This window comes from Leucobacter chromiireducens subsp. solipictus, from assembly GCF_016758195.1.
Classification (GTDB): domain Bacteria; phylum Actinomycetota; class Actinomycetes; order Actinomycetales; family Microbacteriaceae; genus Leucobacter; species Leucobacter solipictus.
Genome location: NZ_QYAC01000008.1, coordinates 144100 through 160983, shown reverse-complemented (window position 1 = coordinate 160983; position 16884 = coordinate 144100). Strand labels below are relative to the sequence as shown.

The following is a 16884-nucleotide window of genomic DNA, read 5'->3' as shown; positions in this document are numbered from 1 at the left end:
GCCCGGGACCCCAGAAACGCCGGTGGGCGGTGCCCCCCTCAGGAGGCACCGCCCACCGGCGTCACTGCTGCGGACTACTCGGTGTCGTCCGTGCGGCGTCGCGCGCGCAGGGCGAGCAGCCCGGCACCCAGCACCAGCAGCACGCCGCCACCGATCAGCCACGGCGTCAGTGCGCCGCCACCGGTCGTGACGAGGCCGGGCATCGTCCCCGGGGTCCCGGGCGTCGGCGGATCCACCGGCGGCACCGGAGTGGCCGCGAACTCGTTCACCACGGTGAGCTGCGCGGCAGCTCCGGCGGCGACGGTCACAGCCCCCACGGCCGGGTCTCCGAGGTTCGGCGTGATGCTCACCGTGGCGGCACCCCCGGCCTCGGTCTCCCGCAGCTCACAGGCCGCGCCCACAGGGAGCTGCTCGTAGCTGGCGGTCAGTCCGCCGTCCCGCGACAGTTCGCGCTCGGCCCCATCCGGAACCTCGATCTCGACGGTCTTCCCGTCGCGGTCGATGGTGCAGGCCAGCGCGACCGTGAACACCGCGTCGGTGACCTCCGCAGCCCCCGGGCCCGTGATCCGCTTCTCGACCTCGATCGCACCGACGTCGAAGGTGTTGATCACGCGGAGCGCAAGCGCGTCGCCGGCTCCGATCACGACGGGTTCGACCACCGGATCGCCCGCGGCGGTCACGATCTCCGAGGAGGTCGCGCCACCCGTCACGGTCTCCGTGAGCTCACACGCGGCACCGATCGGCAGGCCGGTGTAGTCGGCCTCGTAATCGGTCTCCGCCGTGAGCGGGCGGGTCGCCCCCTCGGGCACGGTGACCGGCTGGCCGCCGATCTCGCAGGCGAGCGACACCTCGAACGGTCCGGTTCCCCAGCGCTCTGCGCCCGCACCCGTGATCTCCTTAGTCACGTGCAAGCTGCCCGCGTCGTAGGTGTTCGCGGCGGAGACCAGCACGGTCTCCTCGAGCGTCTCGATCACCACGGGGCCGTCGGCCGGATCCGGCGTCACGACCGACGTCGTCGCACCGCCGGTGCCGGTCTCCGTCACCGCGCACTCGGCCCCCGTTGGCAGGGTGTCGATGCGCTTCACTGTGCCCGCATCCGCCTCGGCCTTCGTCAGCTCAACGGTGCCGTCGTACACGGGCTGCCCGTCAAGGGTGCAGACCACCGCGAAGGTGAACACGGTCTCCGGGGCGACCGCCGCCGCACCCGCGCCCTCGACGCGCTTCGCGAGCTCGAGCGCGCCGAGCGACATGGTGTTCGTGAGCTGCAGGTCGACGGCGGCCTCGCTGTCGGCGATCACGAACGTCCAGGACCCGTCCTCGTTCGGCGTCACGGGTGCACCGTTGACGGTGAGGCTCGCGTCGCCGCGCTTCGTGTCCGTCTCGGTCAGGGTGCACTCGGCCCCCACCGGGAGCTGGTCCACGAGCCACGCCGTACCGCCAGCGGTCAGCGTCGCCTCCGCGGGATCCAGCGGGAGCTCCTCGCCGAGGAAGGTGCAGACCGCCGCGACCGGGAACTCGCCGTAGTCGATCGCCTCACCGTCCTGGTTCGTCGCGCCGTTCGCGACCTCCTTGGTGACCGTGAAGGCTCCCAGCTCATACGTGTTCGTCAGCTTCGCGACGGGCACGGGGTCGGTGTCCCGCCCGATCGTGACCGTCTCGGCCTGCGACGAGGTCTCGCCGTTCGCACCGGGAACATCCTGCAGCTCGCACTCGGCACCCCACGGGAACTGCTCGTCGAGCGTCACCGTCTCGCCCGCCGGCACCGTGAGCGTGATCGGATCGAGCGTCACGGCGCCGCCGATCGAGCCCTCGCGTTCGGGGACCGTGCAGACAACCTGCACGTCGAAGGTTTCCGGAGCGAACTCCGCGCCGGGGCCGGTCACCGTCTTCTGCACGGCGAGCGGGCCGGTGGCAAGTGCCACACCGACGCGCAGCCCCTCCGTGGGGAGCACGCTGGCCTTCGTGACGCCGTCCGAGGCGACGGTCTGTGCGCCCACCGCGATGGAGTTCCAGGCGACGGTGTCGGCGGTCATCTTCGGGGCCTGCGCCGGAGTGCGGGTCTCAAAGGTGTAGGCGAGACGTTCGCCCGGCTGCAGCGGGTTCGCGGAGAAGTCGAACACCGTCTTCACGTGACGGATGTTCAGCGCGGCGAGTTCCGCCTCGCTGGCACCCGCCGGGATCGGCGTCCAGTAGTCCACACACTGTTCCTGGGTCGGCTTCAGGTCGGCGTTGCACACGGCGTCCTCGGAGCTCGAGTAGAACTGCGTGGGCGCAGCGTCCGTGCGGTATCCGTCGTCCGTCACGACGGCGGTGTTCCCCACCCAGCTCGGCTGCCACTCCGACTTGCGCGGCAGCAGCACGAGCGCGCCCTGATCATCGGGCTTCGGGAGCGAGTCGATCGTGACGACCGTGTCCATCTCGAGCGTGCCCGTGTTCTGGAGCTCCTCGCGCCAGGTCTCGACGCCCAGCGGCTTCGTGATCGGCACGCAGTTGTTGAAGGAGTATCCGGTGTCCGCGTCGCCGAACTGCGGCACGCAGGCCTTTCCGGCGTTCGGGTTCGGGACGTCCGCGAGGCCGAGGCCCGTGTCGTTCGCCCGCACGTACTTCTTGCCGCGCAGCGCGCCCGCCTCGGTCGGGTAGACCTCGGTGTCCGTGCCACACTCGGTGATCTGCACCCCGGGCGGGGCCTCCTCAAAGTTGCAGCCGCCGGTGAAGGGCTCGTCGCTCGAGACGCTGAAGGCGTTCACCAGCTTGTGCTCCTCGCCCGCGAGCACGCCCGGCCGGAACATCATGTTCACGGTGATCGTGTACGCCTCCTGCGGGTACAGGACCGTGCCCTCCGGGAAGGTGAAGCGCAGGTGCGCGGGCTCGGCGCCCGCCGCGATCGGATCGAAGTGCTCGTCGAGATACTCCACCTTGATCTGCGCCGGATCGACCGGCATCACCGAGCGCTCGGGTGCCATGCGGTTTTCCAGGGCGAAGCTGAACCGCTTCTCGACCTCCATGTCGGGGTCGAACACGAGCTGGGGCAGGCCGTCCGCCATCGGGAGCACGTCGACGATGACGGGATCGGAGATCCCGAGCTCCTCGTTCGCGTGCTCGTCGTCGGACCGCGGTGCCGTGTTCGTGGTCTTCAGCGTGAACGGGATCACCACGCCCGGCTGCTGCGCGCCGCGCGGGGTCTTCTCCACCGCGACCTGAATGCCGCCCGCCAGGTAGGTCACCTGGTCGGTCGCCTCGTCCGTCGCGACGAGCGGGAGCGGGTCAGGCGAGCCCGCGACGGGCACCTTCACGTGGCTCTCGGCTTCCGCGTCGACCGTGTTCGTGAACAGGCCGCCGGGTGCCGTGGGCGACTCCCCGGGCGCGCTGAACTGCGCGTTGGAATCCGGCACCGCGCGGTCCGGCTCGGACACGAGGTAGGCGCGGCGCTTCACGTCGAGCGCGATCTCCACCTTCGGGTTCGCGGGGTTCTCAAACGCTCGCGCGTTGCCCGCGCCGTCCACGGTCTGGAACGTGAGTCGGATCCCGCGGATCTTGTCGTAGTCTGCCGGCGCGATGTCGGCGAGCAGCGCGGCGGCCGCCCCCTCGATCTTGCCGCCGGTCACGGCGACCGGGGCCGCGGTCCCGGCGAGCCAGCCGTCCCCGTTGGGGGTGCTCGTGTCTGCCGTGAAATCGAGCGCGTTCGCCGGAAGCCCGGAGGTGAAGTCACCGGTGAGCACCTCGGCCTGCACCCGGTTCACGGGCGTCGGCACGAGCAGCGTGTCGTTCGTGAAGCCCACGAATCGGTAGGCGTTCCAGAAGCTCTTCGCCGAGGCCTCCCCCGGGACGCGGTTCTCGGCCGAATCGGTGACCACGAGCTTTTCGGCCCGCGCCGTGCCGGTGGGCCGCGCCGTCAGATCCATCCGGATCGCCGGCCACTCCTCCGCCGTGTGCTGCGGATCGCCCGGCAGCCACTCCACCCGCTGCTGGTCAGGCGTGAACGTCTTCGTGGTCTGCACGTCGAGCTCGAAGGTGTCGAGCTGGATCTGCGCCGCGTCGTCCGCCTCCGCGTGGGAGCCCGTGGGTGCCCCGGGCACGTCGCACAGATCGCACGCGAGCGCCTCGGCCTCGTTCTTCACCGGGGAGTCGACGCGCGTGACGGGTGCCCCGCCCTCGCGGTGCGTCTTGCGCAGCTGCAGGTCCATCACCAGCGTGGCGGTGGCACCGCTCTCGATGGAGTTCGTGTTCCCCTCCGCGTCGGCACGGCCCTCGGTGTGCAGCTGAACCTTCACGGTGTCGGCGAGCAGGGCCTGCCCGGCCGGCGTGTTCGCGAGCGCCACGGCGGCACCCGGCGCGTGCCGGGTCTCGGTGCCATCGGACGCCGTGAGGATCACGACCGTCTGGTCCGGGTCCGCACCCGCCACCGTGTTCGGCACCGAGACGATGCGCTGCAGGTTGAAGACGTCGAAGGGGCTCGCGCCCCCCGCGCCGGGATCGATGATGTCGAGCTGCTCGAGCCGCGTCACCGAAGTGTTCGTGGCCACGAGCGTGACGCGGCTCGTCGGGTACTGCGCCTGGTCGGCGTCCGCCGGGGGCACGCCGAGCACGCCGCCCGTCCAGCCCTTCGTGAGCTTCACGCCCACGGGCCGGTCGATGATCGAGATGATGTCACCGTCGTCGTCGTGCCCCATGACGGTGCCGTCGCCGGCCACCGAGGTGCCGCTCGCGATGTTGTTGACGTCGCCGAGCGTTGGCGTGTTGAAGGTGGCGGTCCCGAGCACGGGCTCGCCGGCGGGAACGCGCTTCGCGTCCCGCAGCTCCCACTCGAGGTCGAGGGAGCGCACGCCCGTCGATCCCGGGCTCGCGCTGTTGGTCTTCGCGACGCCGGACCCCACGGCGGGGGCGAGCGGATCGGTCGATGCGGCGCGTGCCGCCGAGTTCTCCGCGTACAGGAGCCGGACCCCGGTCGTGCTGAGCTGCTCAGCGGCCGTCAGTGCGAGTTCGGGGACACTCCCCTGGTAGGGCAGGTTCCCCGCCGCCGCGGCGATGGTCTGCCACTGTCCGGCTGCGGCGTTCCACAGCTGCACGTCCGTGACCTGGTCCCACTGCAGCGAGGGGTCGAGCTCGGGCGTGATCGCCTTGATCTTGAACAGGTTGAACGCGTTGTAGACGGTGCTCTGCACGGGATCAGTCGGGCCCGTCGCCGCATCGAAGTTCGCGCCCGGCGCGAGGCGGGTGTCGGCGACCACCATCTGGTCGACGCCGGTGCGTCCGCCCGTTGACCAGTACAACCGCGAGGTCGCGTGCGCACCGCTCCGGGACGGGACAATGCCATCCTCAGGCAGGATCCAGACCTTCTCGAGCAGGTCGTGGACGCCGATGATCGGGTTGTTGATCTGGAGTTCCTGGCAGCTCTCGGCGGAGACGCCCGGCTCAACGCCCGGCGCGCCGGTAGCCGCGGAGGCGGCGCAGTTCTCGACGATCTCGTGCGCACCTCCCGGTGCCTCGACGGCGGGCAGCCCCTCCTTCAGCTCCGAGGTGAAGTTCGGCTGCACGGTGTTCCCGGGCTCAAAGCCGGGGTCCTCGTTCGCGAAATCGAACTGGAGACCGCCCATGCGGTCGCGCAGCTCCTCGGGAATCACCATGGTGAAGCTCGTCGCGCCGACCACGTTCTCCGCGCCCGGCAGATCCTTCCATACGCCATCGACGGTGTCGTAGTAGCGCACGGTGAGCGTCGCACCCGCGGGCACGTCGGTCCGCGTGATCTGCTGGGGACGGAACGAGTCCCAGAAACTCGACGACGTCGGCGCGCTGTTCGGATCGTTCGGATCGCTCAGCGCGGGATCCGTCACCACGATGTGGTGTGCGTTTGCGTTCGAGGCGGGCTTCGGCTTCAGCTGCGTGGGGAGCTGCACCGTGGCCGTCTCGCCCTGGTAGCCCCACATTTCACCCGGGTTGACCTTCTTCGTGGTCTCAAGCTCCAGGTGCTGTTCCGCGAACACGAGGTCGTCCTCGGCTGGCGCGGTCGCGGTGCCGTTCGGGTTCGTTCCGGTCACCAGGATCTCGTTACTGAGGGTGGTGCCGGGCTCGGCCGCATCGGTCGCGGTCGCATCGAACTCGATCGTGCTCTCGCCGCCGGGCTCGATGCCGCCGGGGGCGGGCGAGGTGAACGTGATCTCAAAGAAGTTCAGCGAGCCGAAGTCGGCGGGAAGCTCCGGGTACGGCTGCCCGTTCGCCAGGACCAGCTCCACACTCGCGGGCTGCCCGTTCGTATCCACGTAGTCGAGGGTGACGGTGCCGGCGGTCGCCGTCGTCGGGAACTGCACCGTCCCCGTGAACCCGGTGAACTCGAGCATCTGCACGCCGTCGACCTCGCCGAACTTTCCGGTCGCGGGCTCGCGAATCGTGAGGGTCTCAAGGTTGGTCAGGCTCGTGTTCGTGCCGGTGAGCGTGACGCCGGTGGTCTCGCCCGCGATCAGCTCCTGCTGGGCGAACTCCTTCGTTGCGCCGACAGAGAGCGGATCGGTGACGATCGTGTAGTCGGCCCCGTTCTCGGCCTCAGCAGCGTCATCACCGAGCGTGACCTCGCTGGTCACGGTGTTCTCGACGGTGGTGGTGCCGGGGAGCTCCGCGACGTCGGGGCCCTGGACGAGTCCCAGTGCGAAGCCACCGCCCGCGGTGGCAGGAATCGTGCCGCCGTCGGCGGCGGTGAAGGTGACGCGGATGCCCTTCGCGCCCGCGGGCGGGGCGTTCGGCATGTCGTCGGCGGAGAGCACCTGGGACACCCAGGCGCCATCCACGTAGTACTCGACCGTGGCGGTCGGCGCGGCGCCCTCCGGGAACGTGAGGGTCTCGAGCGCCGTCATGTCGAGGTGGTCAAACGGGTTCGGGCTGGCCGCCGGGTCCTTCGGGTCGGTGAGCACCAGCGATTCCACGCCCGCGTTTGAGGTGTTCGTCCCCTGCACGGTGAGCGTGGTTGGGGTGCCAGGCACGGCCTGTCCGCGATCCGGGCTGTAGCCCTTCTCGACATCGGTGCGGAGCTTCAACTCCACTTCCGGGGTCACCGTGGCCTGGTCCGAGACCTCGGCCGCGTTCTCCGCGTCGGCAACGGCGGTGTTCACGATCGGCACACCGTTGGCCTCGTAGGGGAGATCGTCGCGGAGCTTCACCTGGATGGTGATGACGGCGTCCGCGTTCTCGATCAGGCCGACGGTGCCGTCGCCGAGGGGGTCGATGAATTCGACCGTGACCTGGTTGCCGTCCACGACGGGCGGGTTCGCCGTGGCGTTCGCCACCGAGACGCTGCCCGGAATGATCTCGAACTCTGCGGGGATCAGATCGGAGAGCGTTGCCCCGCGGCAGCCGAGGTCAGTAATCGTGGAGCAGCCGAGCTCGATCCGATACTCCATCGTCTCGCCGGGCTTCAGCGTGGTGGTCGAGGCCGTTTTGGTGATCTCCAGCACCGCCGTGTCTTCGGCGGCCTGCGCGACCTGCGGCGTCGTGATCGCCATGCCCAGCGCAAGCGCGGCCCCGAGTGCCCACGCGATCCCGCGCCGTCCGGTCTTCTGTGTCTGTCGCAAGCGTCGCACGCTTTTCCCCATTCCCAACCCACCGGTGGTACTCCCCGAGGTCGTTCTGAGGGAGCAATTTGCTCTTACAGTATCCGATGAGCGAGCCATGCGCATCATCTGATGACGTCCGGTGTCCCTCAGCGCGTTCGGACGGGCGGCTGGGACGCGAAGAGGGCCCGTGCCAACTGGCACGAGCCCTCCCCTCACTCGTGATTCAGAGATGAATCACGATCTCATCACGCTAGGCGTGCCGTCCCGCCCGGCGACGGGCGAGCAGCAGTGCGCCGCCACCCAGCACCAGCAGTGCCGCGCCACCCAGGCCGTAGGCCCACGGCGCCACCCCACCGGTGACGGCCAGGCCGCCCACGGTCACGGCACCCTTCGGGTGCTCGGGCGTGCCCTCCGGGTCCTTCGGGCCCGGCTTCGCCGGCTCCTCGGGATCGGTCGTGGGCACCTCGGGGCCGGGGCCCTTCGGCTCGCTCACGATCACGCCGGCGTCCCACGTGGGGTCGATGCCCTGCGTCGCCTTGATCGCACCGGTCAGGTGCGCGTACTCGTAGTCGAGCGTCAGATTCGCGTTGGAGTCATCGAGGATGATCCAGGTGCTGAACCCGTTCTTGCCCGCGTCCGAGTCGAGCGCGAGATCGCCGCCACCCGTCTTCGTGAACTCGTAGACCTTCGCCTGAGCCGGCGTCAGCTCGAACTGCACGCGGTACGTGCCCGCGCGAAGCTCATCGAAGACGTACAGCCCGTTCTTGTCGGTCGTGGTCTCGGCGATCAGGGTGCCCTGCTCGTCGAAGAGGCGCACGATGACGTCCTTCAGGGTGTACTCGGTGTCACCCTGCAGGCCATCCTTGTTCGTGTCGATCCAGACCACATCGCCGATCGCGTAGGTCTTGTGCTTGAACCCGAAGTCCAGCGACGGATCACGATCACCGTTGTTCACGAGATCGTCACGCGAGACTGCGGTCCACTCCGAGGAGTCGAGCTCGCGGTCATCCGTGCCGCCGGTCTTCGTCGGGATCAGGCCCTCGAGTGCCTTCTGCGTGCCCGTATCCTCCTGGTCGATCGTGACCGTGTAGGTCTCGCCGTCCTTCAGCGCGGGCAGGTTCGGGAACTCGTAGAAGCCCTCGTTGTCCGTCACGGTCGGCTCAACCAGGTTGCCGAAGACATCCGTGACGGGGTTCCCGTCGGGACCCGTGAGCACGAGCTTGACGCCCGGGATCGGGGTCTCGTCCTCGTGGGTGCCCTGGATGCCGTCGCCGTCCACGTCGAGCCACACATAATCGCCCACGGAGACCGACTTCAGCACCACGCCCGCGTCCCACGTCGGGTCGATACCCTGCGTGGCGCGCACCTTCGTGCCATCCGCGGTCGTGTAGTCGTGCGTGAGGGCGGTGTTCGTGTCGTCGAGCACGATCTTGCCCGTGCGGCCGGAGACCGGGTCCGCGTTGGAATCGGTCTCGGCCGGATCGACGGTCGGCGTGGTGAAGACGTACTTCGCCTGCTGCTCGTCGGTCAGCACGAACTCGACCTCGTAGGTTCCGGCTGCCAGCTCATCGAAGAGGTAACGGCCGTTCGCGTCGGTCTGCATCTCGGTGACCACGTTTCCGTCGGCATCGAGCAGGCGGACGGTGACGCCCTCGAGGAACTCGTCCTCGCCCTGCTGTCCGTCGCGGTTGGTGTCCACCCAGACGATGTCGCCGATGGCGTAGCTCTTCACCTGGAAGCCGAAGTCCAGCGACGGATCACGGTCGCCATCGTTCACGAGATCGTCACGCGACACCGCGGTCCAGGTCGACGAATCCTTCTCGCGATCGTCGGTGCCCTTCTCCTTGGTCGGGATCAGACCCTCAAGCGCCTGCTTCGTGTCCTCGTCGTCCCGCACGATCGACACCGTGTAGGTCTCACCCGGCTGTAGCGCAGGCAGATCGATGAACTCGTAGAAGCCCTTGTCATCCGTCACCGTCGGCGCAACCAGGTTGCCGTCAATGTCGGTCACCGGCTGGCCGTTCGGGCCCGTGAGCGCAAGCTTGACACCCTTGATGGGGTCCTCGCCGGCGTCCTGGATACCGTCGCGGTTCACATCGAGCCAGACGTAGTCGCCGACCGAAACCTTCTTCACCGCGCTGCGCGGGGTGTTGAAGAACTTGGTCTCCTGCGAGGTGCCGTCCTCGTCCACGATCAGCGCGACCGGCTCGGTCTTCTTGACGAAGCCCTTCGGTGCTTTGAGCTCGTGCACGGTGTAGGTGCCGGCCTGCTTCACGGTCGGAACCGCGTCGCCGCCCGTCTTGCCCGCAACACGGAGCTTGCCACCGACGATCTACATATCGGAGATGACCACCTCGCCCGCCGCGTCACGCAGCTCGAAGCGTGCGTCACGGTCGGTGATCGGATCGCCCGTGGGGTCGATCTCGTTCAGCTTCGAGATGTCGAGGGGCATGTCGTTCGTCGGCGTGATCGTGACCTTCTCGGGTCCGATCGCATTCTCGATGCCCTTGCCGTCCTCGAAGTTCGTGATCTTCACCTTGAAGAACAGCTCGGTGAGCTTGCCGCCGGCGATCTGCTGACCCGACGCAACCGTGATCTTGTTGCTTGCCTGGTCAAACTTTGCCGTGAGCTGAGTGCCGGGAATCGTGTAGGTGCCCTTGCCGGCGTCGCCGCCGGTCGTGACCTGATCCGGGTTCACAAAGCCGATGAACTCGAGGTCCTTGACCAGCTCGTCGTTGATGTCGAAGAGCATGTTCTTGTATTCCAGCGTCGGCATGAACTGCACGCGGTAGATGTACTCGTCCTCAACGAGCGCACCATCCTCGGTCAGCGGAGCACGAAGGTTCGTGGTGAACTCGTCCTTCGCCGCGTTGTACACCGTCTTCTTCACGTCGATCTCGCGGCCGGCTGCGCCAGCCGTCGAGGTCGTGTGCGACTTGAAGACGATCTCGCGATCCTCGCCGGTGTAGTCGGCGCGGTTCGTGACCTCGATCGCGCTCTTGCCCTCAATCGGCTTGGTCGGGATGAGGACCGTGAACTCGAAACTCTGAGTCAGCGGCTTGGTTGCAGCCCGTCCGTTGACGTCCTTCGGGAAGGCGGCGTTCGGGCGGAACTCCAGGTTGCCGTCGGCGTTCAGCGCCACATCGATCGTGTCCTGATCGATCGGGAACTCCCAGGCGTACTTGCCCGTGATGCTCTTCGTGATCGCGGGCAGCGTCTTCTCCGAGACATCGAGCAGCGTGTGATCGATGTAATCGGTGATGATCGACTTCTGCGGGTCACCCGTGTTCGCCCCCACCGTGAAGGTGAAGGGGATCTGCGCGACGGTCTCGCCCTTGCCCAGGATGATCGGCTTGGAGTCCGTCCGCTTCTTGAACTTCTCCTGGTCGTTGATCCCGGTCGTCGGGTCCTTTGTCGTCACGACGTGACCGTCGGTCGTGACCGTGCGGCCGTTCCCGTTGTCGTAGGCGAAGTGCGCGGAGTTCTTCAGGCCGGTGAACAGCTGGGACACGTAGGGCTTGTGCTCGGGGTCGTTCTGCACCGCCAGGCCCTCAACGCTCACGAGCTCGGCCTTCGCCGTGATCGTGTGCTTCTTCGTGAGGTCCTGACCGACGTTGATGCGCAGCACCTGGCCGTCGATCATGTAGGAGCCGACGTAATCGTTCCCGGCGAAGTCCTCGGCGGAGACGCCGCTGACGAGCGTGTACGCGGGGCTCAGGAAATCGTCGCCGAGCACCCACTTCTGGTTCGCGGGCAGCGTGTCGGTGATGACCACGTTGCGCTGCAGCTCGTACTTCTTGCCGACGAAATTGGCGAACTGCGTCAGGTCCGCGGTCAGGGTGTACGTGATGGGGAGCGTCGGCTCGATCGCCGGGCCCTCGCCCTTGAGCGTGACCGGGGTGTCACCCGTGAGGTCCGAGGACTTCTTGAACGCGGCGCCATAGTTCGGAGCGGGCGCCTTCGGCGTGGAGGACCCGATGGTGTAGCTCTTCGAGCCCTTCACGCCCGCAATATCAGCGGTGTTGGTGAGCTTGATCTCGAACCGCTGACCTTCCTTGTCCTTGACCAGGTCGTACTGTGCCTGGAGCTGGTCGCGGAGCTGAGCGAGCGCAGCGGCGTCGGCGATCTTCGCGGTGTAGAAGAGCTCGTAGATCGAGTTCTGCTCCGCGGGGAAGGCGTGGGTGAACGAGGTTCCCGTGTACTCCGCGGCGGACATGTCCACGGCGAGCGGGCCCTGCTTGTTCATGCCCTCCGCGTCCCAGACCGTCTTCCGCATCTGGAACGAGCCGGGCACGAGGCTCAGCCCCTCGGGCAGCGTGTCCGTGATCGTCACGTCGCGTGCGGCCTTGCTGTTCACCGTGATCACGTAGTTCAGTTCCGTATTCAGGAACTCGTCGCTGAGGACCACCTTGCCCTGATCGTCGACGGTCACCGCGGGGAACTTCGCGTCGTACCCGTTCTTCGAGCCACCGTCGGTGATGGTCGTGAACTGATCGCCACCCTTCTGGATGATGATGGTCTGGCTCTGTTCCTGGCCGTTGACCTTCCAGGAGATCGGCTGCTCCGACGACTCCGTCACCGTGTCGACCGTAAAGTTCAGGTCGAAGCCGCCGTTCGAGACCGGAATGGGGTCCTTGAACTTGATGGTCAGAATGCCGTCGGCAAGCGTAAAGGACTCGATGGACTCAACGCCCTTCGGCCCCTCCGCGATGGTGAAGCCCTTCGGCACCTCGATGACCGCGGTGTGTCCCGCCGGAATCTCGCTGCGGCTGAAGGTCACCCCGAGGACGTAGGACTCGCCCTCGACATACACCGGCTGGCCGTTGTGCGTCGCCAAGTTGCTCGGCAGCTGCAGGTGCACAGTGCCTTCCGCAGCCATCGCGGGAGCGGCGTTGAAACCGGTCACCACGAGCAGCGCTGTCAGGACGCCGGCGAGCAGGGCTGACAGCCCGCTCCAGCGTCGTTTGGGCGCGGCAATTGCGCCCGGATATGCCGAAGGCATACATCCCCCAATATTTGTATCGGCGCGCCAAAAAACGCCCCGAGTACCCCGTTGTGTGTGCGGGTGGCTCGGCTCGAATCCCCTCGAGTCGTGTCTGCGCGATCCCCATCGCGCTCTGACATGCACCTGCACGGGCCAAAATGCCCCACTCGACACTACCAGCGCGAGGCGCGCCTTACCACGGAACCGAGACGGCCCGCGCGGACTCGACACACCGTCGCATCGCGCCAAGTTCCGCATCACCACGCCAAATTTGGTGCCGCTGGCGCACGTGCGCCCCAGCAACGGTCGCAAAGATCACCCGCCGCGTCACCCTCTCCGCCGGTCGCTCGGCATGCGTTCAGCGAACGGGCGCGCGCGACCCGCGCAGAGTGCAGTGGGCCCGGTTACGCTGAAGATATGGAACGTGGCCCCACGCCTCTGCACGACGCGAGTGCGCCGGGCCCCTGGTTTCTCCGAGATCCGCGTCTCGCCCGCGCCTACTTCGGGCTGCAGGCCGTGGCCGGTGCGCTCTGGTGGGTCGCCGTGTTCACGAGCGACGCCGTCCGTCACGCCACCCTCGGCGCACTGAATCCGGTCCTCATCTTTGGGCTGGATCTTCCCCTGTTTGTCCTCGCTTCGGGTGCTGCGGCAGCCGGGTGGCGGCCCGGTGCCGCGGTGAGCGCGCTCTGGACCACGCTGGTCACGATCGGCATGGTGGCCTATGCCACGGCCACCGGTCTGGCCGGGTGGGGCGCGGTGCTGATGCTCGCGGCCGCGATCGGGAGCATCGGCGCAGCCCTGGTGCTGTGGCTCGGCCGAGTTCCGAGCGAGCTCCTCCTCCGTGGTCCGCTCGCGGGGCGCACCGATATTTCCCGGACCCCCGGGGCGCGACTGCGGCGCACCGCAGCGCAAACCAGCGTGTTCTGGGTGGTGTTCCTCTGCGTTATCCCGCTCGTGATCGCTTGGCTCGAGTCGCGATGGGGCCTCGCCGGCGAGTTTGGGGCCGTGTGGCGGTCAGCCGGGGCCGTACTCTTCGGTGCCGCTGGCGCGCTCAGCGTGTGGTCTGCCGTATCCCTCGCCACCATCGGACGGGGCACCCCGCTGCCCTCAGCGGCAACCACCGCCCTGGTGATCCGCGGCCCCTATCGCACCGTGCGGAACCCGATGGCGCTCGGCAGCATCGCCCAGGGCGTCGCCGTGGGCATGATGCTCTCCTCGTGGCTCGTGGTGATCTACGCCATTGCGGGCGCGATCGTGTGGGACTGGCTGGTGCGCCCTCACGAGGAGCGGGAGCTCACGGAGCGATTCGGCGACGCGTACCGGGCCTACCAGCGCCGAGTGCGGTGCTGGATCCCCCAGCCGCCTCGCGTGTGACGTCCTACCAGGGGTGGGGGGCGTAGTCCTTCAGGAAGCACCCGTAAAGATCTTCCTGGTCCTCCTCGCCGCGCACGATCGGGTCGTAGACCCGGGCCGCTCCATCGACCAGATCGAGCGGCGCGTGGAAGCCCTCCTCCGCGAGACGCACCTTCGTGAAGTGTGGGCGCTCGTCCGTGATCCAGCCGGTGTCCACCGCGGTCATCAGGATCTGATCCGTCTCGAACATCTCACCCGCGCTCGTGCGGGTCAACATGTTGAGTGCGGCCTTTGCCATGTTCGTGTGCGGGTGGCCAGGGCCTTTGTACCGGCGCGAGAACTGCCCCTCCATCGCCGAAACGTTGACGACGTAGGTGCGGCGAGCCGGCGAGGCCGCCATCGCGGCGCGCAGCCTGCTGATCAGGATGAAGGGCGCGGTCGCGTTGCAGAGCTGGACCTCGAGCATTTCGAGGGGATCCACCTCCTGTACGTGCTGGACCCAGCTATTGACGTGCGCCACGTCGGGGACGAGCCCGCCCGCGTCGATCGCGCTCCCGTCCGCGTGCTTCGCCAGCGAGGACGATCCCGGTGCCATCGCGAGCGCGCTCAGATCGGCGCCCGTGAGGCTCTGCGCCAGCCCCGCCGCGACTGTCCCGGCAAGCGCGGTCGCGTCGAGGGGATCCAGTGCGACCGTGCCGTCCGCACCCACGGAGGTCTGCAGGGCCCGCGGATGCAGCTCGGCCGGGCTGCCGAGCGTCATCGTGTCGGGGAACCGCCCCGCGGGCAGCGGCTGCGATTCCGCATCCGCGAGCAACGAGTACGAGCCGGGTGAGCGTCGCACCGTCTGCGCCGCGTTGTTAATGAGGATGTCGAGCGGACCACCGGCCGCGACCGAGTCGGCAAGCGCCACCACCTGCGAGGGATCACGCAAGTCGATCCCCACGATGTGCAGCCGGTCGAGCCAGTCCGCCGAGTCCGGGAGCGAGGCGAAGCGACGTGCGGCGTCGCGCGGGAAGCGCGTCGTGATTGTGAGATCCGCACCGTCGCGCAGCAAACGCAGGGCGATATGCATGCCGATCTTCGCCCGGCCGCCGGTCAGGAGCGCGCGCTTTCCGGTGAGGTCCGTGCGGGCGTTCCGCTTCGCGTGGCTTGACGCCGCGCAACTGGGGCACAGCTGGTGGTAGAAGGCATCCACCTGCGTATACGGCTGCTTGCATATGTAGCAGTTGTGCGCCTTGCGCAGCTCGCCCGCCACGGGCGCTGTGGCACTCGTGGTGAGCGGCAAGCCGCGCGTCTCGTCATCGATACGGTCCGCGGCACCGGTCGCGGTCGCGGCGATGACCGCGCGGTTCGCCTCGGAGATCTCGTTGCGCGTGGTGCGTCGCCGCACCCGCTTCGCGGCCTTGTACATTCCCGCGGTCGCGCGGCGGACCGCCACCACATCGGGGTGGTCCGAGGGCAGCTCGCCCGCCGACTCCAGCACCCGAAGGGCGATCGCAAGGTCGGCGGGGTCGATCGTGCCCGGAGCCAGCTCGGCACCAGCGGGTATTTCGGTCATTGGGCCTATTTTACGCGAGATCCCTGACCGCCCCCACCCGCACGGCTGGGGGGGCGCTACGCGCAGTTTCCGCAGACGCCGGAGAGCGCCATCAGCATGAAGCAGTTCGGGCACACGGGCTGCACCCGCTCCGGTGCGGCCGCGGGCTTCGCCTTCGGCTCGGCTTTGGGCTTCGCGACGCGCCTCGTGCCGGCACGCTTCGGCTTCGAGCCGCCGAGTTCTTCCGTGACGAGGTCGATCTCTGCCGCCTTGCCGCGGCCGTGGTCGGGGTGGTCGACCGCCCAGGTGCCGGGGTAGCGGAGACTCTCCCAGCGCGGGGCCGCGGCCCCCACGACCGCGATGATCTCGTCCTCGCTTTGGAATCCGACGGAGTAGCCGCGATGGACATAGATGTTGGGGGCATCGTCGGAGCGCACCACGGTGATGCCGTCGGCCGAGCGCACCAGCCGATCGATGGGCATCCGGTTGAGGAGGCGCTTCAAGAACACCCGGTTCGCGACCGAGGCCCGGCGGTGCACCAGCGCCTCATCCAGCGAACCGTAGCGATTCAGGATGGATTCGGATGCTGCGTGCTGCTCCATGTGTGTGCCTCTCAAAGAATCGTGCGGACCCGAAAACGGGCCACCCACCAGTATCCCCTACGGCGCGGTGCTCGGCGTACCGCACCGAACCCGTGCCCCCGACGAGCAGGGGCACGGGTCGACCACTCCTGCCGCATATTCCACTACTGGTATACGCGGAAACTCACCCGCCGGACGCCGCCATCGGTCACCACGCCGCTCTCGATCTGGGCGCGAGCGTGCGCGTGAACGTCGGCCACGCCGAGACCTTCCAGATACTTCCGGTGTTCCGTGAGCGCCGCGGTCGCGGCGTCGAGATCTTCATCGGTGACGTCGACCGCGTGCGTCGGATCAGCGTCGGCGAAGACCGCGATATGCCGCACCCCGGACCAGGGCTCGCCCTCGAGGTCCGGGAAAATCCAGGAGTTCCCCGCGTCCGAGACCGCGTCGAGCGTGGCGAGCCCCACCGCTCGGTGATCGGCCTGGTTCCGGTACACCCCTCCGAAGGCGAGCCCGAAGTTCAGCGTGATGACGACCTCGGGCCGGTGCCGCCGGATCGCGCCGGCGAGCGCGCGGCGCAGCTCGAGGCCGAACTCGGTGCGACCATCGGAGAACCCGAGGAACTCAAGCTCGCTCACTCCGACGTGAGCGATCGCGTTGCGCTGCTCAATCTCCCGCGCCGGCCCCGCCTGTTCCGGCGGCATGCCCTCGATGCCGGCCTCGCCGGAGGTCGCGAGCACATAGGCGATCTCCTTGCCCCCGCGCGTCCACCGATTCACCGCGATCGCGGTGCCGTACTCGGGGTCGTCCGGGTGTGCCATGAGCACCAATCCACGGGTCCAGTCATCGGGAAATTCTTCCAGTGCGCTCATCTGCGTGCCTCCGATC

At 68.1% G+C, this 16884-nt stretch carries 7 protein-coding genes; 1 reads left to right on the top strand and 6 read right to left on the bottom strand.

Annotation, left to right across the window (positions count from 1 at the left end; genetic code table 11):
• Nucleotides 1-74: 74 nt before the first annotated feature.
• The 3 genes from D3230_RS14665 to D3230_RS14655 all read right to left on the bottom strand — a co-directional run bounded on the left by D3230_RS14665 (nt 75) and on the right by D3230_RS14655 (nt 12543).
• The gene (locus D3230_RS14665; RefSeq protein ID WP_202345795.1) at nt 75-7559 is read right to left on the bottom strand and encodes a DUF5979 domain-containing protein; all 7485 of its coding nucleotides are present in this window, start codon (nt 7557-7559) and stop codon (nt 75-77) included.
• Between the two features lie 232 nt (nt 7560-7791).
• Entirely contained in the window at nt 7792-9816 is a 2025-nt protein-coding gene (locus D3230_RS14660) for an SdrD B-like domain-containing protein (protein WP_202345794.1), read from the bottom strand.
• 57 nt (nt 9817-9873) lie between these two features.
• Nucleotides 9874-12543, bottom strand: a complete 2670-nt coding sequence (locus tag D3230_RS14655; protein WP_202345793.1) for an isopeptide-forming domain-containing fimbrial protein — start codon at nt 12541-12543, stop codon at nt 9874-9876.
• A gap of 399 nt (nt 12544-12942) precedes the next feature.
• Here D3230_RS14655 and D3230_RS14650 point away from each other — a divergent pair, with 399 nt between their 5' ends.
• On the top strand, nt 12943-13899 hold the full coding sequence (locus tag D3230_RS14650; RefSeq protein WP_202345792.1) for an isoprenylcysteine carboxylmethyltransferase family protein: 957 nt from the start codon (nt 12943-12945) through the stop codon (nt 13897-13899).
• Nucleotides 13900-13903: 4 nt separating this feature from the next.
• Here the strand turns inward: D3230_RS14650 and D3230_RS14645 are convergent, their stop codons facing one another.
• From D3230_RS14645 to D3230_RS14635, 3 genes are all read right to left on the bottom strand, one after another.
• Complete coding sequence (locus D3230_RS14645) at nt 13904-15436, bottom strand: SDR family NAD(P)-dependent oxidoreductase (RefSeq protein WP_202345791.1); 1533 nt, start codon at nt 15434-15436, stop codon at nt 13904-13906.
• Nucleotides 15437-15492: 56 nt separating this feature from the next.
• A complete protein-coding gene (locus tag D3230_RS14640; protein WP_202345790.1) occupies nt 15493-16017 on the bottom strand; it encodes a hypothetical protein in 525 nt (174 codons plus the stop codon).
• 143 nt (nt 16018-16160) lie between these two features.
• Complete coding sequence (locus D3230_RS14635; protein ID WP_202345789.1) at nt 16161-16868, bottom strand: PIG-L deacetylase family protein; 708 nt, start codon at nt 16866-16868, stop codon at nt 16161-16163.
• Nucleotides 16869-16884: the final 16 nt, after the last annotated feature.